We start from the raw sequence: 26771 nt of genomic DNA, 5'->3' as shown, positions 1-26771 counted from the left end.
ATCCTCGGCGGGATGGGAATCTCCGACGAGACCCCGGTCGGCATGATCTTCTCCGACATGCGCGCCTTCCGGCTCTACGACGGACCGACCGAGGTGCACAAGTACGCCATCGCCCGCCAGGTGCTGCGCAGTCCGGCCAGCGAACCCGGTCCGGGTTAACCGGGTCTCCCCGCGGCCGGTTTCCCTTTGGGGTGACGGTAGGAGATCAGGTCCGCACATCTCTGTTGGGATGAGCGAGCCGCCCGTCGCCTGCGGGGAAATGGCGTTCTGAGCCGGTCGCAATCAGTTCGACGTAACCGTGGGTGGGGGTTCGAAGGGTTCGAAGGGTTCAAAGGGTTGGTACCACCACCAGTTGGCGCGTTCGCCGGTGGGTCCGGGATAGGCCGGCACGGCCGGCGGCGGTCCGGTGGGGGGTCGGGCCAGTGATCCGGATTGCAGAGGTTGGCCGTCGCAGTCGGTGACGCGCAGGCGGTCGGCGGGTCCGGTGATGGTGATCGCGCCCCTGTGGTGCATCCGGTGGTGGTAGGGGCAGAGCAGGACCAGGTTGGACAGTTCGGTGCGGCCACCGTCTTCCCAATGCCGGATGTGGTGGGCGTGCAGACCACGGGTGGCCCCGCAGCCGGGCACCGCACAGGTGGGGTGGCGGTGTTCCAGGGCGCGGCGCAGGCGGCGGCTGATCGTGCGGGTCGAGCGGCCCGCACCGATGGGTTCGCCGTCGCGTTCGAACCAGACCTCGCAGGTGGCATCACAGGTCAGGTACTGGCGGTCGGACTCGGAGAGCAACGGGCCCAGGTGCAGGGCGCCGATGCGTTCGCTGAGGTCGAGGTGAACCACCACGGTGGTGCGCTGGCCGTGCGGGCGGCGTTGGGCCTCGGTGTCCCAGCCGGTCTCGACCAGCCGCAGGAAGGCATCGACCGTGGTCGGCATCGGGGGATGCTCCCCGTCGGTGGTTGCGCCGGTGTTGTCCCGGTCGTGTTTCCACTCGGCGACCAGGGCATCGCGGTGAGACTGCAGCGCGGCCTCCAGAATCGCCGACTCCACCGGGGGCAAGGTGAGCCGCCAGACATCGAACCGACCGCCGGAGGTCCCGGAGGTCCCGGAGTTCTTGGTGATCGAGGCCTGCGGGTCGGGCCGGGGTTCAGGTTCAGGGCGCGGCTCCAGGCCGACCGCGGTGCGCAGCTGGCTGACCGTCGCCACCGCGGCCAGCTCCGCGTAATGCTCATCAGAGCCGTCGGCGGCGCGGGAGGCGATCACCCCGACCTGGTCCAGGGAGAGCCGGCCCTGGCGCAGTGCCTCGGTGCAGCGGGGGAACTGCGCGGCCCGCCCGGCCACGGTGGCGATGGTGTGGGCGTTGGCCGGGGAGCAGCCGGTCTTCCAGGCCACCAGCGCCGGTACCGACCGCGCCCCGGTGGCGCCCCACAAACCGTCGCGGTCGATCTCGGCGACGATCGCCACGATGCGCCCGTCGACCGCGTTGCGCTGGCCGGTCAACTCGGCCAACTCCTCGAGCAGCGCCTCACACCGCTCGGCGGGACTCACCTCCGAAACGGCGATTGACGCTGCGCGGGCTGTCATACCGTCATCATCACAGCGGCGTCCGACAGAAATCGGGTGCGGCCCCGGCACCCCCGGAGTGATTTCGCTCAGGGCGGAACTTGGTCTGCCGATGTCCCCTGGGTGAGACGTTCAGCGGTGCCGAGCCGGCCGGCTCGGAATCTGCGGCCGGTTTCTAGAGCGCCTTCTGGTACTGAACAAAGCCGCTCTTGTCCGCTATGCGGTCATACAGCAGCATCGCCTGCGTGTTGGACTCGTGGGTGAGCCACCAGACGCGCGAGGCGCCGGCCTCCGAGGCACTGGCGTACACGTGTTCGATCAGCGCGCGCCCCACCCCCTTGCCGCGGGATTCCGGGTCGGCGAACAAGTCCTGGAGATAGACATAGTCGCTCTCCGTCCAGCAACTGCGGTGCTGGATGTAGTGCACCATGCCGATGAGCCGGCCGTCGTCTTCGGCCACGGCACAGTGCATGGGCTCGGCAGGATCGTGGAACCGGGCCCAGGTGATGGCCGTGGTGGCTTCCGGGATGTCGGTCTTGTAGAAGACCTGATATCCCTTCCACAGGGGCAGCCACTGGTCGTGGTCTTCGGCTCGGGCCATTCGCACGCGCATGGGTCGACTCCTGATCCCCGTCTGATTCCCGTCGAGCTCGGCGAGACATTTCCGCAGCGAGTGAGCGCGCCCGAAGGGATTCGAACCCCCAACCTTCTGATCCGTAGTCAGATGCTCTATCCGTTGAGCTACGGGCGCATTCTTCAGTTGTTCGTGGCTGAGCTGGTCAGCCGCGGCGGAGGCGAGAGGATTTGAACCTCCGGTCCCCTTGAAGGGGGACAACTCATTAGCAGTGAGTCCCAATCGGCCACTCTGGCACGCCTCCTGAACCAGAGGGAGCCTACCGGAGTCGGCCGACCGCCCGAAGCGCGACGTCGCAGCACCCGCCTAGACTTGGCCGGTGACCGTGCGACTGCGCCCTGAGCTGGCCGATCTGCCGGCCTACACGCCGGGCAAGAGCGTGCCGGGCGCGATCAAGCTGGCCAGTAACGAGACCGTCCAGAACCCGCTGCCCAGTGTGCTGCAGGCGATCGCCGCGGCCACTGAGACCATCAACCGCTATCCGGACAACGGACACGTCGCGCTGCGCGAGCAGCTGGCCGAGCACGTGGGGTTCGGGCCCGAGCGGATCGCCGTCGGCTGCGGGTCGGTAAGCCTGTGCCAGCAGCTGATCCAGATCACCTCCAGCGTCGGCGACGAGGTGATGTTCGGCTGGCGAAGCTTCGAGGTCTATCCCCTGCAGGTGCGCGTGGCCGGAGCCGCCGCGGTCGCGGTTCCGCTGCGCGAGCACGCGTTCGACCTCGACGCGATGCTCGCCGCGATCACCGACCGCACCCGGCTGATCTTCGTGTGCAACCCGAACAATCCGACCTCGACCGTCGTCGACCCGGGCGAGCTGTCCCGGTTCGTGGCGGCGGTGCCACCGGAGATCCTGGTCGTGATCGACGAGGCGTACGTGGAATACATCCGCGACGGCCTGGTCCCGGACAGCCTCGGGCTGGCCCGGGCCTACGACAACGTCGTCGTGCTGCGGACGTTCTCCAAGGCCTACGGGCTGGCCGGGCTCCGGGTGGGCTACGCCGTCGGTGACCCCGAGGTGATCACCGCGCTGGGCAAGGTCTACGTCCCGTTCACCGCGAGCTCGGTCTCCCAGGCCGCAGCGATCGCCTCCCTGCAGGCCGCCGACGAACTGCTGGCCCGCACCGATGCCGTGGTCATCGAGCGGCGCCGGGTCAGCGACGAGTTGTCAGCCCTGGGATACGGGTTTCCGCCCTCCCAGGCGAACTTCGTCTGGCTGCCGCTGGCCGGGCGCACGGCGGACTTCGCCGCGCGCGCCGCGCAGGCCCGGGTGTTGGTGCGCCCCTACGCCGACGAGGGTGTCCGCGTCACCATCGGCGCGGCCCAGGAAAACGACGCCTTCCTGCGGTTCGCGCGGCAATGGATCAGTCATGGGACCAGTCATGGGATCAGTCATGCCGCCGACGGGATCGGGGCCGGCGCGACGTAACCTTGTCGGCATGGGCGCTGCGCTGGAGTCACTCACCGTCGAAGTCAAAGACAACGTCGCACAGGTCACCCTGATCGGGCCGGGCAAGGGTAACGCCATGGGTCCGGCCTTCTGGGCCGAGATGCCGGTGGTGTTCGCCGAGCTCGACGAAGACCCCGAGGTCCGCGCGATCGTGCTGACCGGCTCCGGGAAGAACTTCACCTACGGGCTGGATCTGTTGGCGATGGGAAACACGCTGTCCGACACGATGTCCACCGGCAAGTCCGGGCAGGTCTCCGCGCGCCCGCGCGCGGAGTTCCACTCCACCGTCAAGCGGATGCAGCGTTCGATCAGCGCCGTCGCGGACTGCCGCACCCCCACGATCGCGGCGATTCACGGCTGGTGCATCGGCGGCGGCGTCGACCTGATCAGCGCGGTGGACATCCGCTACGCCAGTGCCGATGCCACCTTCTCGGTGCGGGAGGTCAAGCTGTCGATCGTCGCCGATGTCGGCAGCCTCGCCCGGCTTCCCTTCATCCTGTCCGACGGGCATCTGCGGGAGCTGGCGCTGACCGGTAAAGACATCGACGCGGCCCGCGCCGAGCGGATCGGTTTGGTCAACGACGTGCTGCCGGATGCCGAGGCCGCCCTCGCCGCCGCGCATGCCACGGCCGCCGAGATCGCGGCGAACTCGCCGCTGGTCGTGCGCGGCATCAAGGACGTCCTCGACGAGCAGCGCACCGCCGCCGTCGCCGCGAGCCTGCGCTACGTGGCGGCCTGGAACGCCGCGTTCCTGCCGTCACAGGACCTCAAGGAGGGCATCTCCGCCCTGCTGGCCAAGCGCACGCCGCACTTCACCGGCGACTGAGACGTGATCGACGACGACCGCTGCGCGGTGGCGGAGGGATTTGAACCCCCGGACGGTTTTAGCCGTCTCTCGCTTTCAAGGCGAGTGCATTAGGCCGCTCTGCCACGCCACCGCCGTTCAGCGTAACCGGCTCGCGCCCAGGTAGCGTGGCCCGCGTGCACGCGGTGATCACCGACGATTCCGGGCAGGTGCGCTGGGGTGAGACGCCCACGCCTACCGCGGGCCCCGGCGAGGTACTCATCCGGGTCGCCGCAGCCGGGGTCAACCGCGCCGACCTGCTGCAGGCGGCCGGCAAGTACCCGCCGCCGCCGGGGGCGAGCGACATTCTCGGGCTGGAGGTGTCCGGCACGATCGTCTCCTGTGCTGCCGAGGGATTCGACGAGGGACAGCAGGTTTGCGCGCTGCTCGCCGGAGGCGGTTACGCCGAATACGTCGCCGTCCCGGCCGCGCAGGTGCTGCCGGTGCCGGCCGGGGTGGGCCTGCACGACGCGGCGGGCCTGCCTGAGGTCGCGTGCACGGTGTGGTCCAACCTGGTGATGGCGGCCCAGCTGACATCCGGGGAGACCCTGCTCGTCCACGGCGGAGCCAGCGGGATCGGAACGCACGCCATTCAGGTGGCCCGCGCGCTGGGAGCCACGGTCGCGGTCACCGCGGGATCCCCGGCCAAACTCGAGTTGTGTCGCGAGCTGGGTGCCGACATCCTGATCTGCTACCGCGACGAGGATTTCGTCACCGCGGTGCGCGAGGCGACCGGCGGGCACGGCGCCGACGTGATTCTCGACATCATGGGCGCGTCCTATCTGGACCGCAACATCGCTGCGCTGGCCAAGGACGGCCGCTTGGTGATCATCGGGATGCAGGGCGGCATCAAGGCCGAACTGAACCTCGGGGCGCTGCTGGCCAACCGGCTGCGGGTGATCGGTACGGCGCTGCGCAGCCGGCCCGTCGACGGCCCGCACGGCAAGGGCGTGATCGTCGCCGCCGTCATCTCCTCGGTGTGGCCGCTGATCGCCGACGGGACCGTCCGCCCGGTGATCGGCGCCCGGTTCCCGGTGCAGGATTTCGCCGAGGCCCACCGCGCTCTGGCGTCCGGCGAGACGTCCGGGAAGGTCATTCTCACCGTCGCCGCCTGAGCCGCACGGATTTCAGCCTAGCGACGCCAGCGTCCGAACCAGGTGGTCGACCTCGCCTGTCGTCGAATAGTGCGCCAGCCCCACGGTCACCGCGCCGCCGACCTCGTTGACCCCGAGGGTGTCGAGCACCGGTGAGGTCGAATCGGCGGTCGCCAGCACCCCGTTGTCGGCCAGTCGCTGGACGACCTGCTGTGCGGGCACCCCCTCGACGACGAAACCGACTACCGGGATGCCGCTGCCGGGGCTGCCGAGCATCGTCACCAGCGGTAGCGACCGCAGAGCCGCCAGCAGATAGGAGAAGAGTCCGTCGAGGTACTCCGCAGCGGATTGTATTGAGTGGGAGAGTTTTTCACGCCTGTCGCCTTCGGCGGCCTCGTCCAAAGACGCCAGGTACTCGACACTGGCGACAACGCCCGCAAGCAGTGCGTACTGGTAGCCGCCGACTTCGAGACGGGCCGCGCCGCGCGCGCGACGATCGGTCGACACCGATTTGAAGGTGTCGATGACGGCGGGATCGCGAAACACCAGCGCACCGATCGGAGGCCCTCCCCAACTCAGGGCGTTGAGCGCCACGACGTCGGCGGCGGCCTCATGGATGTCCAACAGCCAGTACGGCGCGGCGGCGGAGTGGTCGACGACCACCAGGGCACCGGCGTCATGGGAGTGTTTGACCACCAACCCCAGGTCGGTGATGGTTCCCAGGGTCGGCGACGCCGAACCGATCGCCACCAGCCGGGTATCCGGGCCGAGCAGGCTCTCCCACTGCCAGTCGGGCAGCTCACCGGTCTCGACGTCCACCTCGGCCCACGTCACCCGGGCTCCGTACCGATTCGCCGCACGCGTCCACGGCACGATATTGGCGTCGTCGCTGAGTCTGCTGACCACGACATCCAGACCCAGGCCGGAGCGGGACGACGACGCATCGGCCAGCGAGGTCAGCAGCGCGGCCCGGTCCGGGCCGAACACCACCCCGGCGGGATCGGCGTTGAGCAGATCGGCGACCGCCTGGCGGGCAGCCTCGAGCATGGCCAGGCTGCGCCGTGCGAAAGGGTGCGGACTCGCGACGTTGGAAGCCGAGCTACGGAACGCCGTAGCGACGGTGGAGGCGACCGATTCGGGGACCGCCATTCCCGACTGCGCGTCGAAGCGTGTCCAGCCGTCCCCCAACACCGGGTGCAGACCCCGCACGCGCGCGACGTCGTAAGCCATCCCCGAACCACCTTCGACGGTCGGCGCGGACAACCCAGCCTGCGATTATCCGAACCCCCTCACCATACTAGGGCGGTGAACTTCGGCACCGGAGTGCTCAGCGCCGTTCTTGTGCTGACCGTTCCGGGTGTCGTGGTCGCGCGGGCGGGCGGTCTGCGCTGGCCGCTGGCGGTCGCGGTCTCCCCCGCGCTGACCTATGGCGTCGTCGGGCTGGCGATCGTTCCCTTCGGTGCGGTCGGAATCCGGTGGAACGCCCTGACCGCGCTGCTGTCGTTGTCCGCGGTTGCCGGCCTGGCGTTCGAGGCGCGCCGGGTGCTGACCCGCCGGCTGGGCGGGTCAGGCCCCGCCTCGGACGCCGGTGACCGATCGGACCGATCGGACCGACCAGACCCACCGGAGTTGGCCGCCGCCGCGGGAGTGCTCCTCGGTGCGGTCGCGATCGGTTACGCCGCCTGGCGCGGCATACCGGATTGGCAGTCGATCCCCAGCACCTGGGACTCGGTGTGGCATGCCAACGCGATCCGCTGGATTCTCGACACCGGTCAGGCCTCACCCACCCACGCCGGAGATCTGCGCAACATCGAGACCCGCGCCGCGCTCTACTACCCCTCGACGTTTCACGCGCTGGCCGCGGTGCTGGCTCAGCTCACGTCTGCCGCGCCCGCGACCGCCTACACCCTGAGCTCGCTGGCCGCGGCGGTGTGGCTGCTTCCGCTGAGCGCCGGACTGCTGACCTGGCACCTGCTGATCGGCCGGGTCAGCCGGTGGCAGACCGCCGGGGCGGCGGCCACCGCGGGCGCGCTGTCGGCGTCGTTCACCGCCGTTCCCTACATCGAGCTCAACACCGCCTCGGCGCCCAACATGGCCGCCTACGGGATCGCCGTGCCGGCCTTCGTGTTGATCACCTCGTCGCTGGCTCACCGCGACCGGATTCCGCTGGCGATCCTGGCCTCGATCGGAGTCTTCTCGGTGCACATCACCGGCGGCGTCGTGCTGGCGACGTTCGTCGTGGCCTGGTGGTTGCTGGACGCCCTGCGCAACCCGGTCCGCGGCCGGGCAGCCGACTTCGCGACCCTGCTCAGCATCGCGCTGCCCACTCTGCTGCTGATGCTCCCGCAGTTCCTCGGGGTGCTGCAGCAGACCGAGATCATCACCGGCCACGAGTTCCTCACCCACGAGGGACGAAAGCGGGCGCTGCTCGACGCCGTGCTGCAGCACACCCGCCACCTCAACGACTTCCCCGTTCAGGGTGCGCTGATCGCGCTCGCCGGCATCGGCCTCGTGCTTTGTGTCCGCAAGCGGATCTGGTGGCCGGTGGCGGTCTGGCTGCTGCTGGTCATGTCGATCGTGTACTCCTCGGCCCGGTTCGGTGGCCCGGTCGGCAAGGCCGTCTTCGGCTCCTACAGCGACCTGTTCTACAGCGATCCGAGGCGCCTGTCCGCGGTGGTAACGATGCTGCTGACCCCGATGGCCGGGCTTGCGGTGTTCGGCGCGGTGGCGCTTGTGGTGGCCGGGGCGCGCCGGGTGACCGGGAAGGTGACCGCACACCCGCCGGGGCGGCCGTTCTGGGTCGGACTCACCGCGGTGTCGCTGACCGCGGTGTGCATCGGTCTGGCGGTGCACTATCTACCCCGCCACCAGTTCTTGATGGGCGACAAGTACGACCGGGTCGTCGTCGACGACAAGGATCTGCAAGCCTTCGCCTATCTGGCCGCGCTTCCCGGGGCGCACGACACCGTGATCGGCAACGCGAACGTCGACGGCACGGCCTGGATGTACGCGGTCGCCGGACTGCGCCCGCTGTGGACGCACTACGACTACCCGGTTCAGCAGGGTCCGGGCTACAACCGCTTCATCATCTGGGCCTACGCCGACGATGCCGACCGCGACCCGCGGGTGGCCGAGGCCGTGCGGGCGCTCAACATCCGCTACATCCTGACCAGTAAACCGGTGGTCAGAGGGTTCGCCATGCCGGACGGGCTAGTGTCACTAGACGAGTCGCAGTCGTGGGCGAAGATCTACGACAACGGCGGGGCCCGCATCTACGAGTGGCGCGGAGCACCGCCGAAGGACGCGCGGTGAGTGGATGCGAGGGGAATGCTGAACGAATGACGGCGAACACCGACGACGACAACATCGAGATCATCACCGGTCCCGGCGCCGGCGAGGCCGAGGACGACGCGGAGACGCGCTCGGTCACCGAGCTGGTCGAGCAGCCCGCCAAGGTGATGCGGATCGGCACGATGATCAAGCAGCTGCTGGAGGAGGTCAGGGCCGCGCCGCTGGACGACGCCAGCCGCAGCAGGCTGCGCGAAATCCACGCCACCAGCGTCCGTGAACTCGAGGAGGGTCTGGCGCCGGAGTTGCGCGAGGAACTCCAACGCCTGGCGCTGCCGTTCTCCGAGGAGACGGTGCCCTCCGACGCGGAGTTGCGGATCGCCCAGGCTCAACTGGTCGGGTGGCTGGAGGGACTCTTCCACGGAATCCAGACGGCACTGTTCGCCCAGCAGATGGCGGCGCGCGCGCAACTGGAACACATGCGCCAGGGGGCGCTGCCTCCCGGCATGATGCCCCCCGGTGGCCCGGCGGGCCACGGAACCGGGCAGTACCTGTAGAGCAGACGGTCACGTTGGCAACCGACCCCTACATCGAGACCCGCGACGCCTGGGTCGAATTCCCGATCTTCGACGCCAAGACGCGCTCGCTGAAGAAGACCGTCCTGGGCCGGGCCGGCGGGGCGATCGGTCGCACGGGCGACAACGTCGTGGTCATCGAAGCGCTGCGGGACATCACGCTGACCCTGCGCAACGGCGACCGGGTCGGACTGGTCGGCCACAACGGCGCCGGCAAGTCGACCCTGTTGAGGCTGTTGTCGGGAATCTACGAACCGACCCGCGGCCGCACGATGGTGCGGGGCCGGGTCGCGCCGGTCTTCGACCTCGGCGTCGGGATGGACCCGGAGATCACCGGCTTCGAGAACATCATCATCCGCGGGTTGTTCCTCGGGCAGACCCGCAAGCAGATGACCGCGAAGGTCGACGAGATCGCGGAGTTCACCGAACTCGGCGACTACCTGTCGATGCCGTTGCGGACGTACTCCACCGGCATGCGGGTGCGGCTGGCGATGGGTGTGGTGACCAGCATCGACCCGGAGATCCTGCTGCTCGACGAGGGCATCGGCGCGGTCGACGCCGACTTCCTCAAGAAGGCACAGTCGCGGCTGCAGGCACTGGTGGAGCGTTCGGGAATCCTGGTCTTCGCAAGTCACTCCAACGAATTCCTCGCCCGGTTGTGCAAGACGGCGATGTGGATCGACCACGGCTCGGTAAAGATGACCGGCGGCATCGAAGAGGTCGTCCGCGCCTACGAGGGAGAGGATGCGGCCCGCCACGTGCGCGAGGTGCTCGCCGAGACCCAGGGAGGGTGGGCCGCCCAGCAGTGACCGCAGCCGAAAGCGACAAGGTGTTCGCCGTGGTGGTCACCCACCGCCGGGCCGACGATCTGGCCAAATCACTGGATGCGGTGAGCACGCAAACCCGGATGATCGACCACCTGATCGTCGTCGACAACGGATCCGACGACCGTGTGCGTGATCTGGTTGCCGGTCAACCGGTGTCGACCACCTACCTCGGCTCCCGGCGCAACCTCGGCGGCGCCGGGGGCTTCGCCCTGGGCATCCTCCACGCCCTGGCACTCGGAGCGGACTGGGTGTGGCTGGCCGACGACGACGGCAGACCGGGCGACGCCGGGGTGCTGGCCACGCTGCTGGCCTGCGCGAACCGGCATGGGCTGGCCGAGGTCTCGCCCATGGTGTGCGACATCGACGAACCCACCCGGCTGGCCTTCCCGCTGCGCCGCGGGGTGGTCTGGCGCCGCCGCGTCGACGAGCTTCGGGACGGTGGCGGTGACCTGCTGCCCGGCATCGCATCCCTGTTCAACGGTGCGCTGTTCCGCGCGGAGGCCTTCACCGCCGTCGGGGTGCCGGATCTGCGCCTGTTCGTCCGCGGTGACGAGGTCGAAATGCATCGCCGGCTGGTGCGCAGTGAACTTGCGTTCGGCACCTGCCTGGACGCCGTCTATCTGCACCCCTGCGGCAGCGACGAATTCAAGCCGATCCTCGGCGGGCGGATGCACACCCAGTATCCCGAGGACCCGGTCAAGCGGTTCTTCACCTATCGCAACCGGGGCTATCTTCTGAGCCGGCCCGGGATGCGCCGACTACTCCCGCAGGAATGGCTGCGATTCGGCTGGTACTTTCTGGTCACCCGCCGGGATCCGAAAGGCCTGCGCGAGTGGGTCCGGGTACGCCGGCTGGGCCGCGAGGAAAGATTCGGGATGCCGGGAGACCGACGATGACGTTCATCGACGCGGCCGCGCAGTCCAAGACCTTCAGCCGGGCCTGGGCGGATCTGCTTGACGGCTTCGCCAAGCGGGAACTGTGGCTGCATCTGGGCTGGCAGGACATCAAGCAGAAATACCGGCGTTCGGTCCTGGGACCCTTCTGGATCACCATCGCCACCGGCACCACCGCAGTGGCGATGGGACTGCTGTACGCGAAGCTGTTCAAACTTCCGCTGTCCGAACACCTTCCCTACGTCACGCTCGGGCTGATCATCTGGAACATGATCAACGCCGCGATACTGGAGGGCTCCGAGGTCTTCATCGCCAACGAGGGTCTGATCAAACAACTGCCCACCCCGCTCAGCGTCCACGTCTACCGGCTGGTCTGGCGTCAGATGATCCTGTTCGCCCACAACATCGTGATTTTCGTCGTGATCGCCGTGATCTATCCCAAACCGTGGTCGTGGGCCGATCTGACCGTCATCCCCGCCCTGGCGCTGATCATGCTCAACTGCGTCTGGGTGTCGTTCTGCTTCGGGATCCTGGCCACCCGGTACCGCGACATCGGGCCTCTGCTGGCCTCACTGGTCCAGTTGCTGTTCTTCATGACGCCGATCATCTGGAACGCGAACACCCTCGAGCAGCAGGGTGCGCAGCGGTGGGCGAAGATCATCGAGCTCAACCCGCTGCTGCACTACCTCGACATCGTGCGCGCACCGCTGCTCGGCGCCGATCAGGAACTCCGCCACTGGGTGGTGGTGCTGACCCTGACCGCGATCGGCTGGTGTGCGGCCGCGCTGGCACTGCGCCAGTATCGGGCGCGGGTGCCCTACTGGGTGTAGCGGCTCAGCCCGGCAGATGCCCGTCATCGGGTTCGGGGCCGAACCGGAAGTGCCTGCCGCTCACTTCGGTTGGGGTGATCCGGACGTAGCGCAGCTTCTTCGTCGCGATCCACGGGAGCAGCTGGGCGCGCTCGGCCTCGTGGATCTCCTCGGCTGAGTTGAGGATCTTCGCGGTGCCCCGCACCACGACACTCCATCCTTCCGCGACGTTGTGGTCGTCCGCCTCGAACAGCACCCGTTCGTTCATCACCGTGGCGAACAGTTTCGTGCCCTCCGCGGTCCGGAAGAGCAGGGTGTGGCGCTGGGTGACGAAGTTGACCGGGAAGATCTCCAGCTGATCACCGATCGAGGTGACCAGCCGGCCCAGCGCAACACCGGACAGCAACTGCCAGGACTCGTCCTCGCCGAGGACCGTTACCGGAGCCTGTTCGACGCTCATGCGCGAAATTGTCGCGGCCCGGTTCGCCACCGCGCAAGGGTCAAACGGCCCCTGTCGCCAAGTAAGATTCCGGCGATGGCCGAGACCGCGTCGCCGACACCGCTGAGCCTGCGGACCCAGGTGTTGCGGTTCGTCCTCACCGGTGGTTTCTCGGCGGTGGTGGACTTCGGGCTCTACCTGTTCCTCTACCGCAGCGGACTGCAAGTCGACACCGCCAAGGCGATCGGGTTCGTCGCCGGCACACTGACCGCCTACCTGATCAACCGGCGCTGGACCTTTGCCGCCGACCCGAGCCGGGCCCGGTTCGCCGCGGTGATGGCGCTGTACGCATTGACCTTCGTCGTCCAGGTCGGCCTCAACCACGTGTGTCTGCGGCTGTTCGACTACCGGGACTGGGCGGTCCCGGTGGCGTTCGTAATCGCCCAGGGCACCGCGACGGTGATCAACTTCGTCGTCCAGCGGGTGTGGATCTTCCGGGTCCGCTGAGCCGGCCCGACCGCGCGGTACCCTCATCACGATGTCCGCCACCGGTCTGACCAGCACGAGGCTGCAGCACCTGAGCGGCTGGGGCCGCACCGCCCCCAGCGTCGCCCAGGTGCTTTCGACGCCGGACCCGGAGGTCATCGTCAAGGCCGTCGCCGAGGTTGCCGGCGACGTCGCCGGCGGCCGCCACCGGGGCGTCATCGCCCGGGGGCTGGGCCGCTCCTACGGTGACAACGCGCAGAACGGCGGGGGCCTGGTCATCGACATGACCCCGCTCAACCGTATCCACTCCGTCGACGCCGCCACCCGGGTGGTGGACGTCGACGGCGGGGTCAGTCTGGACCAGTTGATGAAGGCGGCGCTGCCCTGCGGGTTGTGGGTGCCGGTGCTGCCCGGCACCCGTCAGGTCACCGTCGGGGGGGCGATCGGCTGCGACATCCACGGCAAGAACCACCACAGCGCCGGCAGTTTCGGCAATCACGTCCGCTCGATGGAACTGCTCACCGCCGACGGGCAGGTGCGGACACTCGTCCCCGACGGCCCCAGCGCGCCGCTGTTCTGGGCAACCGTCGGCGGCAACGGTCTGACCGGCATCATCCTGCGGGCGACCATCGAGATGACGCCCACCGAAACCGCGTACTTCATCGCCGACGGCGACGTGACCTCCGGTCTGGAGGAGACGATCGCCATCCACAGCGACGGCAGCGAGGCCAACTACACCTACTCCAGTGCCTGGTTCGACGCGATCAGTCCGCCGCCCAAGCTGGGTCGGGCGGCCGTCTCGCGCGGATCACTGGCCCGGGTCGACCAGTTGCCGGCGAAGCTGCAGCGTGACCCGCTGAAGTTCAGCGCACCGCAGCTGTTCACCTTTCCCGACATCTTCCCCAACGGGCTGGCCAACAAGTACACCTTCGGCCCGATCGGCGAACTGTGGTACCGCAAGTCGGGAACCTACCGCGGCAAGATCCAGAACCTGACGCAGTTCTACCACCCGCTGGACATGTTCGCCGAGTGGAACCGGGCATACGGACCCGCCGGGTTTCTGCAGTACCAATTCGTCGTTCCGACCGAAGCGGTCGAGGAGTTCAAGGCGATCATCGTCGACATCCAGCGCTCCGGGCACTACTCCTTCCTCAACGTGTTCAAGTTGTTCGGGCCGGGTAACGACGCCCCGCTGAGCTTTCCGATCCCGGGCTGGAACATCTGTGTCGACTTCCCCATCAAAGCCGGTCTCAACGAGTTCATCACCGGCCTGGACCGCCGGGTGCTGGAATTCGGCGGGCGGCTGTACACGGCCAAGGACTCCCGGACGACGGCGCAGACGTTCCACGCCATGTACCCGCGCATCGACGAGTGGATCGCCGTGCGCCGCAGCGTCGACCCCGACGGCGTCTTCGCCTCGGACATGGCCCGGCGACTGGAGCTGCTCTAAATGGTCCTCGATGCGGTGGGCAATCCCCAGACCGTTCTGTTGCTCGGCGGTACATCAGAGATCGGCCTGGCGATTTGTGAGCGCTACCTGCGTAACGCGCCCGCCCGGATCATCCTGGCGGCGCTGCCCGACGACCCCGGTCGGGAATCCGCCGCGGCGCAGATGCGCGCCGCCGGCGCGACGTCGGTGACCCTGGTCGACTTCGACGCGGTGAACACCTCAACCCATCCGGCCGTCATCGACGAGTGCTTCAGCGCAGGCGACGTGGATGTGGCGATCGTCGCCTTCGGTTTACTCGGCGACGCCGAGGAACTCTGGCAGAACCAGGCCAAGGCGGTCCAGATCGCCGAGATCAACTACACCGCGGCGGTGTCGGTCGGTGTGTTGCTCGGCGAGAGAATGCGCGCCCAGGGTTTCGGGCAGATCATCGCGATGAGTTCAGCTGCCGGAGAGCGGGTCCGGCGGTCGAACTTCGTCTACGGATCCACCAAAGCCGGTCTCGATGGCTTCTACCTCGGCCTGGGTGAGGCACTGCGCGAGTTCGGAGTCAGGGTGCTGGTGATCCGGCCCGGCCAGGTGCGCACCCGCATGAGTGCGCATGTCAAAGAGGCGCCGCTGACCGTCGACAAGGAGTACGTCGCCGAACTCGCCGTCAGTTCCGCGTCGAAGGGCAAGGAACTGGTCTGGGCTCCGGGAGCCTTTCGCTACGTCATGATGATCCTCCGGCACATCCCACGGTCGATTTTCCGCAAGCTACCGATCTAGCATGCGGAGCGCGCTGACGACCGTCGCCCACATGGCCGCGGCAACCGTGGTGGCGATCCTTGTCTCGGTCCTGGCGCTGGCGTCGATCTCGCGAGTCGACTGGCCGGCTTTCCCGTCCTCGAATCAGCTGCACGCGCTGACGACGGTGGGTCAGGTCGGGTGTCTGATCGGGTTGATCGCGGTCGGACTGGCGTGGCGGCGCGGCAGGAAGGGAGTCGCGCGACTGGGTGCGGCGCTGTTTCTGTCGGCGTTCGCGGTGGTGACCCTGAGTATGCCGCTCGGCGCGACCAAGCTGTACCTGTTCGGCATCTCGGTGGACCAGCAATTCCGGACCGAGTACCTCACCCGGCTGACCGATACCGCCGCGCTGCGCGACATGACCTACTTCGGCTTGCCGCCGTTTTATCCCCCCGGCTGGTTCTGGATCGGCGGGCGGGCGGCGTCGCTCACCGGGACTGCCGGCTGGGAGATCTACAAACCGTGGGCGATCACCTCGATCGCGATCGCTACCGCGGTGGCCATGGTGCTGTGGTCGCAGCTGATCCGATTCGAGTACGCACTCGCCGCGACCGTGGCGAGCGCCGCCGTCACCCTGGCCTTCAGCTCACCCGAGCCCTACAGTGCCGTGATCACCGTCCTGATCCCGCCGGTGCTGGTGCTGGCCTGGGCCGGACTGCGGGCACCCGGAACCCGCCGCGGCTGGGCCGCCGCCGCCGGGGTCGGTGTTTTCCTCGGGTTCGCCGCGACCTTCTACACGCTCCTGCTGGCCTATACGGCCTTCACCGTAACGCTCATGGCGGCCGCGGCCGCGGTGATCCGGCGAAGCCTCACACCGCTTCTGCGACTCGCCGTGACCGCAGCCCTCGCCGTCGCGATCGCGGCGATCACCTGGTTGCCGTTCCTCATCCGGGCCGCACGAAGCCCGGTCAGCAATGCCGGCAGCCCCCAGCACTACCTGCCCGGTGACGGGGCGGTGCTGAACTTCCCGATGGTGCAGCCGTCGCTGCTGGGCGCCCTGTGCCTGCTCGGCACCCTCTGGCTGGTCTGGCGCGCCTGGTCCTCGGTTCGCGCCGCGGCACTGGGCATCGGTGTGCTCGCTCTGTACGTCTGGTCGATCCTGTCGATGCTGACCACCCTGGCCGGAACGACGCTGCTGTCGTTCCGGTTGCAGCCCACCCTGACCGTATTGCTCTCGGCGGCAGGGGTTTTCGGGTTCATCGATGTCGCGCGGTGGGCGGCCGCACGATGGAGTCGTCGGGCCCTCGGGGCGGCAGTGGCCATCGGCCTGATCGGCGCCATCGGCTTCAGCCAGGAGATCCCGAACGTGCTGCGGCCCGACATCACCGTCGCCTACACCGACACCGACGGCGACGGCCAGCGCGGGGACCGCCGGCCACCGGGTGCCGAGAAGTTCTACCGCCAGGTCGACGCCGCCATCCAACAGGCCACCGGGCGGCCGCGGGACGAAACCATCGTGATGACCGCCGACTACAGCTTTCTCTCCTTCTATCCCTACTACGGGTTCCAGGGACTGACGTCGCACTACGCCAACCCGCTGGCCCGGTTCGACGAACGGGCCGCCGCGATCGAGTCGTGGAGCGAGCTGACCGGCGCCGACGAATTCGCCGCCGCTCTGGACGCGCTGCCCTTCGAACCGCCCACGGTGTTCCTCATGCGCCGCGGCGGTGCGGCGGGCTCCGCGGACACCTTCACGCTGCGGTTGGCCGAGGACGTCTACCCCAACCAGCCCAACGTCCGCCGCTACACCGTCGAGTTGCCCGCCGGGCTGTTCGGCCCGCCGCATTTCCAGGTCAGCACGATCGGGCCCTTCGTCCTGGCGATCCGCAACCCCACCGGGTAGAGCGCGCGAATTAGGATTGCGCCCCGTGGCGAGGCTGATCTGGTGAGGCGGAGGGACTACCGGACCGCCCGTGTCGTCGCCGCCGTCGCCGGGCTGCTGGGAGCCGCGCTGGCGATCGCGACGCCGTTCCTTCCGGTGAAGCAGACCACCGCCGAGTTGACCTGGCCGCAGAACGGCACCCTGGCCAGCGTCACCGCCCCGCTGATCGGTTACGTGGCGACGGATCTGACGATCAGCGTGCCGTGCCGCACCGCTGCCGGGCTGATCGGGAACCCGACCGCGACGGTGCTGCTGTCCACGGTGCCCAAACAGGCCCCCAAGGCCGTCGACCGGGGTCTGCTGATCCAGCGTGCCAACGCCGAACTCGTCGTCGTCGTGCGCAACACCCCCGTGGCGGCGGCGCCGATGGGCCAAGTCCTCAGCCCGGCCTGCCAGAAGCTGGTGGTCACCGCGCGGGCGGACAAGGTCAGTGCGGAGTTCGTCGGCCTGGCCAAGCCTGCCGATCCGGCGGGCGGCGACGATACCGGTTCGTCGCTGCGCGGCGAACGCGGCGGATATGACTTCCGCCCGCAGATCGTCGGGGTGTTCACCGATCTCTCCGGCCCGGCACCGCCCGGGCTGAGCCTCTCGGCGACCATCGACACCCGCTACAGCAGCGCACCGACACCGGCGAAGACCGCGGCGATGGTGCTCGGGGTGGTGCTCACCGTGGTCGCCCTGATCGCCCTGCATGTGCTCGACACCGCCGACGGCGTCCGGCACCGGCGGATCCTGCCGCCGCGCTGGTGGTCGGTGAGCGGGTTGGACGCACTGGTCCTCACGGTGCTGGTGTGGTGGCACTTCGTCGGTGCCAACACCTCCGACGACGGCTACATCCTCACCATGGCCCGGGTGTCGCAGGGCGCGGGCTACATGGCCAACTACTACCGCTGGTTCGGAACGCCGGAGGCGCCGTTCGGGTGGTACTACGACCTGCTGGCGCTGTGGGCGCAGATCTCCACCGCGAGCATCTGGATGCGCCTGCCGACACTGCTGATGGCCATCGTCTGCTGGTGGCTGATCAGCCGGGAGGTGATCCCCCGGCTCGGATACGCGGTCAAGGCCAGCCGAGTCGCCGCCTGGACGGCCGCCGGGATGTTCCTGGCGGTCTGGCTGCCGTTGAACAACGGCCTGCGCCCCGAACCGATCATCGCGCTGGGCATCCTGTTGACCTGGTGCTCGGTGGAGCGCGGCGTGGCGACCAGCCGGCTGCTGCCGGTCGCGATGGCCTGTGTCGTCGGGGCGCTGACGCTGTTCTCCGGCCCCACCGGCATCGCCTCGATCGGAGCGCTGCTGGTGGCGGTCGGGCCGCTGCGCACCATCCTGCGCCGCCGCTCTGCCCAGTTCGGGGCGCTGCCGCTGCTGGCCCCGATCCTGGCGGCGGCCTCGGTGACGCTCATCCTGATGTTCTCCGACCAGACGTTCGCCGCGGTGGCGCAGGCCAACGCACTCAAGCGCGCCGTGGGGCCCAGCCTGAGCTGGTTCGACGAGCACACCCGATACGAGCGGCTGATGCTGGCAACCCCGGACGGCTCGATCGCCCGCCGCTTCGCGGTTCTGGTGCTCATCGTTGCGTTGGCGGTGTCGGTGGCGACGGTGCTGCGCCGCGGTCACATCCCCGGTACGGCGGCGGGACCCAGCCGGCGCATCATCGGCATCACCATCATTTCGTTCCTGGCGATCATGTTCACCCCCACCAAGTGGACGCACCACTTCGGCGTGTTCGCCGGGCTGGCCGGCTCGGTCGGGGCGCTGGCCGCGATCGCGGTGTCGCCGGCGGTGATGCGGTCGCGCCGCAACCGGGCGGTCTTCGCCGCTGTGGTGCTGTTCGTGGTCGCGTTGTCCTTCGCCAGCGTCAACGGATGGTGGTACGTCTCCAACTTCGGTGTGCCGTGGGGAAATCAATTCCCCGAGTGGCGGCTGGGTTTCACCACCGTGCTCTTCGGACTGTCACTGATCGCCCTGCTGACGGCCGCGTGGTTCCACTTCTCCGATCGCGACGGACCCGGGCGGCCGCGGGCGGCGCCGCTGGCCTTCGCGGCGTGGGCGCTGGTGGTCTTCGAGGTGGCTTCGCTGACCCTGGCGATGATCAACCAGTATCCGGCGTGGTCGGTGGGCCGCTCCAACCTCGAGGCACTGACCGGCAGGACCTGCGGGCTGGCCAACGACGTGATGGTCGAGCTGAATCCCAACGCCGGGATGCTCACACCCGTCGGTGTCGCGGTCGGCGCCGGACTCGGTCCGGTCACCGCAGAGGGCTTCAGCCCCAACGGTATTCCGGCCGCCCTGTCAGCCGATCCGGTGATGGAGCCCCCCGGCGGGGGCAGCCTCGTCGACTCGGCCGATGAGCAGACCGCTGCCGTTGACGGGGATACCGACGGCGGCGTCGCGGGCGGGATCCTGGCGGTGGCCGGAGTCAACGGATCCCGGGCGCGGCTGCCCTACGGCCTCGACCCGGCGACGACGCCGGTGATGGGCAGTTGGCGGTCGGGAACCCAGCAGCCCGCGGTGCTGCGCTCGGCGTGGTACCGGCTGCCGCCGCCCGATGCCCGCGGCGGGGATACCCCGCTGCTCGTGGTCTCGGCCGCCGGGCGCTTCGATCCGGAGGAACTCTCCGTGCAGTGGGCCACCGACGCCGACGCCGACGCAGGCCGGGCCGGCGGCGCGATGTCCTTCGCGGACATCGGTCCCGCGCCCGCCTGGCGCAACCTGCGCGCGCCGCTCTCGGCGATCCCGGCGGAGGCGACCGTCGTCAGACTCGTCGCCACCGACGACGATCTCGCGCCGAAGCACTGGATGGCCGTGACGCCGCCGCGCATCCCGACTCTGCAGACCCTGCAGCAGGTCGTCGGTTCGCGGGATCCGGTGCTGCTGGACTGGCTGGTGGGCCTGGCCTTCCCGTGCCAGCGGCCGTTCGGTCACGACAACGGCGTGACCGAGATTCCGGCGTGGCGAATCCTGCCCGACCGGTTCGGGGCCGAGGCCAACTCACCGGTGATGGACAACATCGGCGGCGGACCGCTGGGCATCAGCGAACTGCTGTTCCGGGCGACGACGGTGCCGACGTATCTCAGGGAAGACTGGTTTCGCGACTGGGGGGCGCTGCAGCGCCTTGAGCTCTACTATCCCGACGCCACCCCGGCCCGGCTGGACGTGGGCTCCACCGTCCGCAGCGGACTGTGGAGCCCCGCGCCGCTGCGCCCGACGTAGGTCCCGGTCGCCTACCATCGAGCCTCGTGCCCAGCGACCGCGCCGAGTCCGTCCGGATCGCCCGGCTCGTCGCGGTCGTCGCTGGTCTGGCGGGCGCGTTGATGTGCGCACTGGTTCCGCTGCTGCCGGTCCACCAGACCACCGCCGCCATCATGTGGCCGCAGGGCACCGGCCCGGACGGAAACGTCGGCAACGTCACCGCGCCACTGGTCTCGGGAGCGCCCGAAGCCCTCGAGGTGTCGATTCCCTGCTCGGCGATCGCCACGCTGCCCCCCGCGGGCGGATTGGTGTTCGCGACCAATCCCCAAGGCGGCATCGACGCCACCCGCAACGGGCTGTTCGTGCGGGCCAACGCCGATTCCGTGGTGGTCGCCTTCCGTGATGCGGTCGCCGCGGTGGCACCCCGCACGGCCGTCGCGTCCGGGGCCTGCAGCACGCTGCGGGTGAGGGCCGACCCGGCCGCGGTCACCGCGGAATTCGTCGGGATCCCCGGCGCGGCGGGCTCCCTGCCGCCGGACAAGAAGCCACAGGTGACCGGAGTCTTCACCGAACTGAAGGTGCCGGCGCAGCCGGGGTTGTCCGCGCGCATCGACATCGACACCCGCTTCATCACCAGCCCGACCGCACTCAAGCTGGCCGTGCTGGCCGCCGGCCTCGGGTGCGTCCTCGCCGCGATCACCGCACTGGGAGTGCTGGACCGCCGCAACTGCCGCGCGCCGGCGACGACCGGGCGCCGCCGCACGCCGCGGCACTGGGCCACCGACACCGCCGTCATCGGGACCCTCGCGGTGTGGCACGTCGTCGGCGCGATCTCCTCCGACGACGGCTACAACCTGACCATGGCGCGGATCTCCGGCGAAGCCGGCTACGTCGCGAACTACTACCGCTACTTCGGGACCAGCGAGGCGCCCTTCGACTGGTATCAGTCCGCGCTGGCCCAGTTGGCGTCGGTCAGCACCGCCGGGGTGTGGATGCGGCTGCCCGCCACCATGGCCGGCATCCTGAGCTGGCTGATTCTCAGCCACCGGATCCTGCCCCGACTGGGCTCGGGGGTATCGGGCCTGGCGCACAGCCGGGTGGCGGTCGCCACCGCCGGCGCGCTGTTTCTGGCCGCCTGGCTGCCGTTCAACAACGGACTGCGCCCCGAGCCGCTGATCGCGCTCGGCGTTCTGCTGGTGTGGATGCTCGTCGAGCGCACCATCGCCACCCGGCGTCTGGTTCCGGCGGCGGCGGCGATCGTGGTGGCCGTGTTCTCTGTGACACTGGCCCCGCAGGGACTCGTTGCCGTGGCCCCGCTGCTGGTCGGCTCGCGCGCCATCGCCGCGATCATCCGAGGGCGCCGGTCCACCGACGGCGTCCTGGCGGATCTGGCACCGCTGGCGGGCGCCCTGGCGGTGATCTTCGCGGTGGTCTTCCGGGACCAGACACTGGCCACCGTGGCCGAATCGGCGAGAATCAAATACGTTGTCGGGCCAACGATTTCGTGGTATCAGGACTTTTTGCGCTACTACTTCCTCACTGTCGAGGAGAACGTGGAGAGCTCCCTGACCCGGCGCTTCGCGGTTCTGGTGATGCTGCTCTGCCTCTTCGGGGTACTCGCGCTGCTGCTGCGCCGCGGCGGGGTGACCGGGGTGGCCCGCGGACCGGTCTGGCGGTTGATCGGCAGCACCGCGGTGGGCCTGCTGCTGCTCACCTTCACCCCCACCAAATGGGCGGTGCAGTTCGGGGCGTTCGCCGGTCTGACCGCCGCTCTGGGCGCGGTCACCGCGTTCGCCTTCGCCAGAGTCGGGCTGCAGAACCGGCGCAATCTGGCGCTGTACGTCACCGCGCAGCTGTTCGTTCTGGCCTGGGCGACGTCGGGAATCAACGGGTGGTTCTACGTCGGCAACTACGGGGTGCCCTGGTATGACCGCCAACCGGTGGTGGCCCACCGTCCGGTCACGACACTGTTCCTCGCCCTCGCGGTCCTGACCGGTCTGGTCGCCGCCTGGCTGCACTTCCGGATGGATTACACCGGGCGCACCGAGGCCAAAAACACCCGGCGCAACCGCGTGCTGGCCGCCACCCCGCTGCTGGTCTTCGCGACGATCATGGCCCTGCTCGCGGTCGGATCCATGGCCAAGGGCTTCGCGCAGCGCTATCCCGCCTACACCACCGCCAAGGCGAACCTCGCCGCGTTGCGCTCCGGACTCGCCGCGAGCAGTTGTGCGATGGCCGACGACGTCCTGGTCGAGGCCGACACCAACGCCGGGATGCTCACCCCCGCACCGGGGCAGACCTGGGGCCGCTACGGACCGCTGGGCGGGGCGAACCCGATCGGTTTCTCCCCCAACGGGATCAGCGACACCCTCGAGCCCACGGAGCCGTTCGTCGCGAACCCCGGCACGGTCAACTCCGACGGCTCACCGAACAAACCCAACGCCGGCGTCGCCTACGCGGGCGGCACCGGCGGGGGCTACGGACCCGTCGGCGTGAACGGCTCGCGGGTCTTCCTGCCGTTCGGACTCGATCCGGCGACCACCCCGGTGCTGGGCTCCTACCGGGAGAACACCGTGGCGGCCAAGGCCACCTCGGCCTGGTATGCGTTGGGGCCGCGAACGCCGGACCGTCCGCTGGTGACCGTCGCCGCGGCAGGAGCGATCTGGTACTACGACGAGGAGGGCGGTTTCAACTACGGCCAGTCGTTGAAGCTGCAGTGGGGCGTCCGCCGGCCCGACGGCACCTTCGAGGGCCTCAACCTGGTTCAGCCGATCGACACCATCGCTCAGAAGGCCTGGCGCAACCTGCGTTTCCCGCTGGCGTGGGCACCGCCGGAAGCCAACGTGGCCCGCATCGTCGCGGACGACCCGAATCTGAGTACCGATCAGTGGTTCGGGTTCACCCCGCCCCGGGTGCCGGTGCTGCAGACCGCCCAGCAGTTCCTGGGCACCCAGACCCCGGTGCTGATGGACATCGCCACCGCCGCGAACTTCCCCTGCCAGCGCCCCTTCGCCGAACGGCTCGGCGTGGCGGAGTTGCCGCAGTTCCGCATCCTGCCCAACCTCAAACAGGTGGTGGTGTCGTCGAACATGTGGCAGTCCGCCCGGTCGGGTGGGCCGTTCCTGTTCATCCAGGCGCTGCTGACGACCTCCACCGTGCCGACCTACCTGCGCGACGACTGGTACCGCGATTGGGGCGCGATCGAGCGCTACATCCCGGTGGTACCGGCCGGGCAGGCCCCCGACGCCGCCATCGAGCAGGGCTCCATCCGGGTGTTCGGATGGAGCCGCAACGGACCGATCCGGGCGCTGCCATGACCCAGACGCTGCCCGCCGTGGCCCGCGGGCCCGCTGCCGAGGTGACGGTCATCCGGTGGCTGGCGATCGTCTCCGGGCTGGTGGGGTTCGTGCTGTCGGTGCTGACCCCGCTGCTGCCGGTGGTCCAGACCACCGCGACGCTGAACTGGCCGCAGAACGGGCAACTGTCCAACGTCACCGCGCCGTTGATCTCCCAGGCCCCGGTCTCGCTGACGGCGACGGTGCCCTGCGACCTCGTCCGCGCGATGCCACCGGCCGGGGGAATGGTGGTGGGCCTGGCGCCCCAGAAGGGCCGCGACGCCGCACTGAACTCACTGTTCGTCACCGTCACCGGCCAACGGGTCGATATCACCGACCGCAACGTGGTGATCGCCAGCGTGCCGCGCGAGAAGGTCGCGTCACCCCAGTGCCGGCACATCGAGATCACCTCCACCCGGGCCGGCACCTTCGCCACGTTCGTCGGCCTGGCACCGGGCACCGACGAGCAGGGGGCGAACGCCGCCCAGCGCGGTGCGGAGTTCCTGCGGTCCGGCTTCCCCGATCCCAACCTGCGCCCGGCGATCGTCGGGGTGTTCACCGACCTGACCGGCCCGGCTCCCCCGGGACTGAATATCACCGCGGTGATCGACACCCGGTTCACCACCACACCGACCACGCTGAAACTCGCCGCGATGCTGCTGGCGTGGGCCGCGACGGCGGTGGCGATGACGGCGCTGTGGCGGCTGGACCGGCTCGACGGCCGCCGCATGCACAAGCTGATCCCGCAACGCTGGCGCACCCTGACCGCGGTCGACGTGACCGTCGTGAGCAGCTTCCTGGTCTGGCATGTGCTGGGCGCCAACTCTTCCGACGACGGCTACATCCTCGGGATGGCGCGCGTCGCCGACCGGGCCGGCTACATGTCGAACTACTTCCGCTGGTTCGGCAGCCCGGAGGATCCGTTCGGCTGGTATTACAACCTGCTCGCCCTGATGACCCACGTGAGTGACGCCAGCATCTGGATGCGGCTGCCCGACCTGGTCTGCGCACTGCTGTGCTGGCTGCTGCTCTCGCGTGAGGTGCTGCCCCGGTTGGGGCCGGCGGTGGCGGCCAGCAGGCCGGCGCTGTGGGCGGCGGGGCTGGTCCTGCTGGCCGCCTGGATGCCGTTCAACAACGGCCTGCGCCCGGAGGGACAGATCGCGACCGGCGCGCTGATCACCTACGTGCTCATCGAACGCGCCATCAGTTCGGGACGACTGACCCCCGCGGCGTTCGCGATCCTCACCGCGGCGTTCACCCTGGGCATCCAGCCGACGGGTCTGATCGCCGTGGCCGCCCTGATCGCCGGAGGTCGGCCGCTGCTGCGGATCCTGGTGCGCCGCCGCGCGGCCGTCGGAACCTGGCCGCTGGTGGCACCTCTGCTGGCCGTCGGAACCGTGATCCTCACCGTGGTGTTCGCCGACCAGACCCTGGCGACCGTGCTCGAGGCGACCAGGATCCGCACCGACATCGGTCCCAGCCAGGAGTGGTACACCGAGAACCTGCGCTACTACTACCTCATCCTGCCCACCGTCGACGGTTCCCTGTCGCGCCGGTTCGGATTCCTGATCACCGCGCTGTCACTGTTCGTCTCGATGTTCATCATGCTGCGCCGCAAGCGCGTTCCCGGCATCGCCCGCGGCCCGGCCTGGCGGCTGATGGGCGTCATCTTCGGCACCATGTTCTTCCTGATGTTCACCCCCACCAAGTGGGTCCACCACTTCGGCCTGTTCGCCGCGGTCGGAGCGGCGATGGCGGCGCTGGCCACGGTTCTGGTGTCACCGGCGGTGCTGCGCTGGTCCCGCAACCGGATGGCGGTGCTGACGGCGGTGCTGTTCCTGCTGGCGCTGTGCTTCGCCACCACCAACGGCTGGTGGTACGTGTCCAGCTACGGGGTTCCGTTCAACAACGACATGCCCAGTATCGCCGGGGTCAGTGTCAGTGCGATCTTCCTCGCTCTCTTCGCCCTTTCAGCCGCCTATACGCTCTGGCTGCACTTCGCGTCCCGCTCGCGCGGGCAGGGCCGCGTCACCCGCACGATGACCGCCGCGCCGATCCCCCTCGCCGCCGGGTTCATGGTCGTGGTGTTCATCGCGTCCATGGCCATCGGGGTCGTCCGTCAGTACCCCACCTACTCCAATGCCTGGGCGAACCTGCGGGCCCTGTCCGGCGGGTGCGGACTGGCCGACGACGTCCTCGTCGAACCGGACACCAACGCGGGTTTCCTGCGCCCACTGGCCGGCCAGTACGGCAGGCTGGGCCCGTTGGGCGGCACCGGGCCGGTCGGCTTCACACCGAACGGCGTGCCGGAAAAGATTGTGGCCGAGGCGATCCGGATCAACACCCCGATGCCGGGGGTCGACGGCGACTGGTCGGGTCCGACCCGCCTGCCCGCACCCGGGGTCAACGGCTCGACGGTTCCGCTGCCCTACGGCCTGGATCCGGCCCGCGTCCCGGTGGCGGGCAGCTACGTCGACTCCGCGCAGCAGGAGAGCCTGCTGACCTCCGCCTGGTATCAGCTTCCCCCCGACGACGGCGGCCATCCGCTGGTGGTGGTCACCGCCGCCGGCACCATCGCCGGCAACAGCGTGCTCAACGGCCGCACCGACGGACAGACCGTCGAGTTGGAGTACGCCAAACCGGGACCGGACGGCGGCCCGGTACCCGCGGGCCGGGTCGAGCCCTACGACCTCGGCCCGGCCCCGTCGTGGCGCAACCTGCGATTCGCGCGTTCGCAGATTCCCGCTGACGCCACCGCGGTGCGGATCATCGCCGAGGACCGGTCGCTGTCGCTGGGCGACTGGATCGCCGTCACGCCGCCGCGGGTGCCCGAACTGCGCACCGTGCAGCAGTACGTCGGTTCGGCCCAGCCGGTGCTGATGGACTGGGCGGTCGGTCTGGCCTTCCCGTGTCAGCAGCCGATGCTGCACGCCGATGGCGTCACCGAGGTGCCCACGTTCCGGATCACCCCGGACTACACCGCCAAGAAACAGGACACCGACACCTGGCAGGACGGCCGCAACGGCGGCCTGCTGGGAATCACCGACCTGCTGCTGCGGGCGCGGGTGATGGCGACCTATCTCTCCGCGGACTGGGGCCGCGACTGGGGATCGCTGCGCAGGTTCGACACCGTCGTCGATGCCGCGCCGGCCGAGTTGGTGCTGGGCAGCGCGACCCGCAGCGGACTGTGGACTCCGGGGCCGATCCGGATCAAGCCCTAGCCCGGACCCCCTCGGTCCCCG

20 protein-coding genes and 3 tRNA genes are annotated in these 26771 nt (G+C 69.2%); 16 read left to right on the top strand and 7 right to left on the bottom strand.

Annotation, left to right across the window (positions count from 1 at the left end; genetic code table 11):
• A partial coding sequence (locus ACKOB8_RS10450; protein WP_526377148.1) for an acyl-CoA dehydrogenase family protein occupies nucleotides 1–159 on the top strand: 159 nt, incomplete at its 5' end.
• Nucleotides 160–282: 123 nt separating this feature from the next.
• On the opposite strand, the gene ACKOB8_RS10445 is transcribed toward ACKOB8_RS10450, so the two are convergent.
• The 4 genes from ACKOB8_RS10445 to ACKOB8_RS10430 all read right to left on the bottom strand — a co-directional run bounded on the left by ACKOB8_RS10445 (nucleotide 283) and on the right by ACKOB8_RS10430 (nucleotide 2432).
• Nucleotides 283–1575 carry an HNH endonuclease signature motif containing protein gene (locus ACKOB8_RS10445; RefSeq protein WP_526377143.1) on the bottom strand — a complete coding sequence of 431 codons (1293 nt, stop codon included), beginning with the start codon at nucleotides 1573–1575 and terminating at the stop codon, nucleotides 283–285.
• Nucleotides 1576–1729: 154 nt separating this feature from the next.
• Complete coding sequence (locus tag ACKOB8_RS10440) at nucleotides 1730–2167, bottom strand: GNAT family N-acetyltransferase (protein WP_526377142.1); 438 nt, start codon at nucleotides 2165–2167, stop codon at nucleotides 1730–1732.
• 65 nt (nucleotides 2168–2232) lie between these two features.
• Nucleotides 2233–2305 (bottom strand) — tRNA-Arg (locus ACKOB8_RS10435).
• A gap of 38 nt (nucleotides 2306–2343) precedes the next feature.
• A tRNA-Ser gene (locus ACKOB8_RS10430) sits at nucleotides 2344–2432 on the bottom strand.
• A gap of 75 nt (nucleotides 2433–2507) precedes the next feature.
• On the opposite strand from ACKOB8_RS10430, the gene hisC reads away from it, so the two are divergent.
• Both hisC and ACKOB8_RS10420 read left to right on the top strand, forming a co-directional pair.
• Nucleotides 2508–3614, top strand: coding sequence for a histidinol-phosphate transaminase (gene hisC / locus ACKOB8_RS10425; protein WP_526377141.1), 1107 nt, complete (start codon nucleotides 2508–2510; stop codon nucleotides 3612–3614).
• A 10-nt stretch (nucleotides 3615–3624) separates the two neighbouring features.
• Nucleotides 3625–4461: a crotonase/enoyl-CoA hydratase family protein gene (locus tag ACKOB8_RS10420; protein ID WP_526377140.1), complete on the top strand. Its 837-nt coding sequence runs from the start codon at nucleotides 3625–3627 to the stop codon at nucleotides 4459–4461.
• A gap of 25 nt (nucleotides 4462–4486) precedes the next feature.
• Here the strand turns inward: ACKOB8_RS10420 and ACKOB8_RS10415 are convergent.
• Nucleotides 4487–4573, bottom strand: a tRNA-Ser gene (locus tag ACKOB8_RS10415).
• A gap of 43 nt (nucleotides 4574–4616) precedes the next feature.
• Between ACKOB8_RS10415 and ACKOB8_RS10410 the strand changes: the two genes are divergently transcribed.
• Nucleotides 4617–5594: an NAD(P)H-quinone oxidoreductase gene (locus tag ACKOB8_RS10410; RefSeq protein WP_526377139.1), complete on the top strand. Its 978-nt coding sequence runs from the start codon at nucleotides 4617–4619 to the stop codon at nucleotides 5592–5594.
• 12 nt (nucleotides 5595–5606) lie between these two features.
• On the opposite strand, the gene ACKOB8_RS10405 is transcribed toward ACKOB8_RS10410, so the two are convergent.
• The gene (locus ACKOB8_RS10405) at nucleotides 5607–6803 is read right to left on the bottom strand and encodes a cysteine desulfurase-like protein (protein ID WP_526377138.1); all 1197 of its coding nucleotides are present in this window, start codon (nucleotides 6801–6803) and stop codon (nucleotides 5607–5609) included.
• 75 nt (nucleotides 6804–6878) lie between these two features.
• On the opposite strand from ACKOB8_RS10405, the gene ACKOB8_RS10400 reads away from it, so the two are divergent.
• The 5 genes from ACKOB8_RS10400 to wzm are packed head-to-tail and all read left to right on the top strand — an operon-like array spanning nucleotide 6879 to nucleotide 11986.
• Nucleotides 6879–8885, top strand: a complete 2007-nt coding sequence (locus ACKOB8_RS10400) for a DUF6541 family protein (RefSeq protein WP_526377137.1) — start codon at nucleotides 6879–6881, stop codon at nucleotides 8883–8885.
• Nucleotides 8886–8911: 26 nt separating this feature from the next.
• Nucleotides 8912–9418, top strand: coding sequence for a proteasome activator (locus tag ACKOB8_RS10395; RefSeq protein ID WP_526377136.1), 507 nt, complete (start codon nucleotides 8912–8914; stop codon nucleotides 9416–9418).
• A 14-nt stretch (nucleotides 9419–9432) separates the two neighbouring features.
• Complete coding sequence (gene wzt / locus ACKOB8_RS10390; RefSeq protein WP_526377135.1) at nucleotides 9433–10245, top strand: galactan export ABC transporter ATP-binding subunit Wzt/RfbE; 813 nt, start codon at nucleotides 9433–9435, stop codon at nucleotides 10243–10245.
• The gene (gene glfT1 / locus ACKOB8_RS10385) at nucleotides 10242–11159 is read left to right on the top strand and encodes a galactofuranosyltransferase GlfT1 (protein WP_526377134.1); all 918 of its coding nucleotides are present in this window, start codon (nucleotides 10242–10244) and stop codon (nucleotides 11157–11159) included. Before wzt ends, glfT1 begins: the two co-directional genes overlap by 4 nt.
• Nucleotides 11156–11986 carry a galactan export ABC transporter permease subunit Wzm/RfbD gene (gene wzm / locus ACKOB8_RS10380; protein WP_526377133.1) on the top strand — a complete coding sequence of 277 codons (831 nt, stop codon included), beginning with the start codon at nucleotides 11156–11158 and terminating at the stop codon, nucleotides 11984–11986. Before glfT1 ends, wzm begins: the two co-directional genes overlap by 4 nt.
• A 4-nt stretch (nucleotides 11987–11990) precedes the next feature.
• Here wzm and ACKOB8_RS10375 read toward each other — a convergent pair whose 3' ends face one another.
• Nucleotides 11991–12425, bottom strand: coding sequence for a pyridoxamine 5'-phosphate oxidase family protein (locus ACKOB8_RS10375; RefSeq protein ID WP_526377132.1), 435 nt, complete (start codon nucleotides 12423–12425; stop codon nucleotides 11991–11993).
• Nucleotides 12426–12500: 75 nt separating this feature from the next.
• On the opposite strand from ACKOB8_RS10375, the gene ACKOB8_RS10370 reads away from it, so the two are divergent.
• From ACKOB8_RS10370 to ACKOB8_RS10340, 7 genes are all read left to right on the top strand, one after another.
• Entirely contained in the window at nucleotides 12501–12911 is a 411-nt protein-coding gene (locus ACKOB8_RS10370; protein ID WP_526377131.1) for a GtrA family protein, read from the top strand.
• A 31-nt stretch (nucleotides 12912–12942) separates the two neighbouring features.
• On the top strand, nucleotides 12943–14340 hold the full coding sequence (dprE1, locus tag ACKOB8_RS10365) for a decaprenylphosphoryl-beta-D-ribose oxidase (RefSeq protein WP_526377130.1): 1398 nt from the start codon (nucleotides 12943–12945) through the stop codon (nucleotides 14338–14340).
• Nucleotides 14341–15105 (top strand): decaprenylphospho-beta-D-erythro-pentofuranosid-2-ulose 2-reductase, encoded by a 765-nt coding sequence (gene dprE2 / locus ACKOB8_RS10360; RefSeq protein WP_526377129.1) that lies wholly within the window; start codon nucleotides 14341–14343, stop codon nucleotides 15103–15105. It abuts the gene before it with no gap.
• A gap of 1 nt (nucleotide 15106) precedes the next feature.
• Complete coding sequence (locus tag ACKOB8_RS10355) at nucleotides 15107–16966, top strand: arabinofuranosyltransferase (RefSeq protein ID WP_526377128.1); 1860 nt, start codon at nucleotides 15107–15109, stop codon at nucleotides 16964–16966.
• Between the two features lie 42 nt (nucleotides 16967–17008).
• Nucleotides 17009–20215, top strand: a complete 3207-nt coding sequence (locus ACKOB8_RS10350; protein WP_526377127.1) for an arabinosyltransferase domain-containing protein — start codon at nucleotides 17009–17011, stop codon at nucleotides 20213–20215.
• 101 nt (nucleotides 20216–20316) lie between these two features.
• The gene (locus ACKOB8_RS10345; RefSeq protein ID WP_526377147.1) at nucleotides 20317–23511 is read left to right on the top strand and encodes an arabinosyltransferase domain-containing protein; all 3195 of its coding nucleotides are present in this window, start codon (nucleotides 20317–20319) and stop codon (nucleotides 23509–23511) included.
• Nucleotides 23508–26750: an arabinosyltransferase domain-containing protein gene (locus ACKOB8_RS10340; protein ID WP_526377126.1), complete on the top strand. Its 3243-nt coding sequence runs from the start codon at nucleotides 23508–23510 to the stop codon at nucleotides 26748–26750. The genes ACKOB8_RS10345 and ACKOB8_RS10340 overlap by 4 nt, the downstream gene beginning before the upstream one ends.
• Nucleotides 26751–26771: the final 21 nt, after the last annotated feature.

The organism is Mycobacterium sp. (assembly GCF_046091765.1).
Lineage (GTDB): Bacteria > Actinomycetota > Actinomycetes > Mycobacteriales > Mycobacteriaceae > Mycobacterium.
This window is presented reverse-complemented; position numbering and strand designations above follow the sequence as displayed.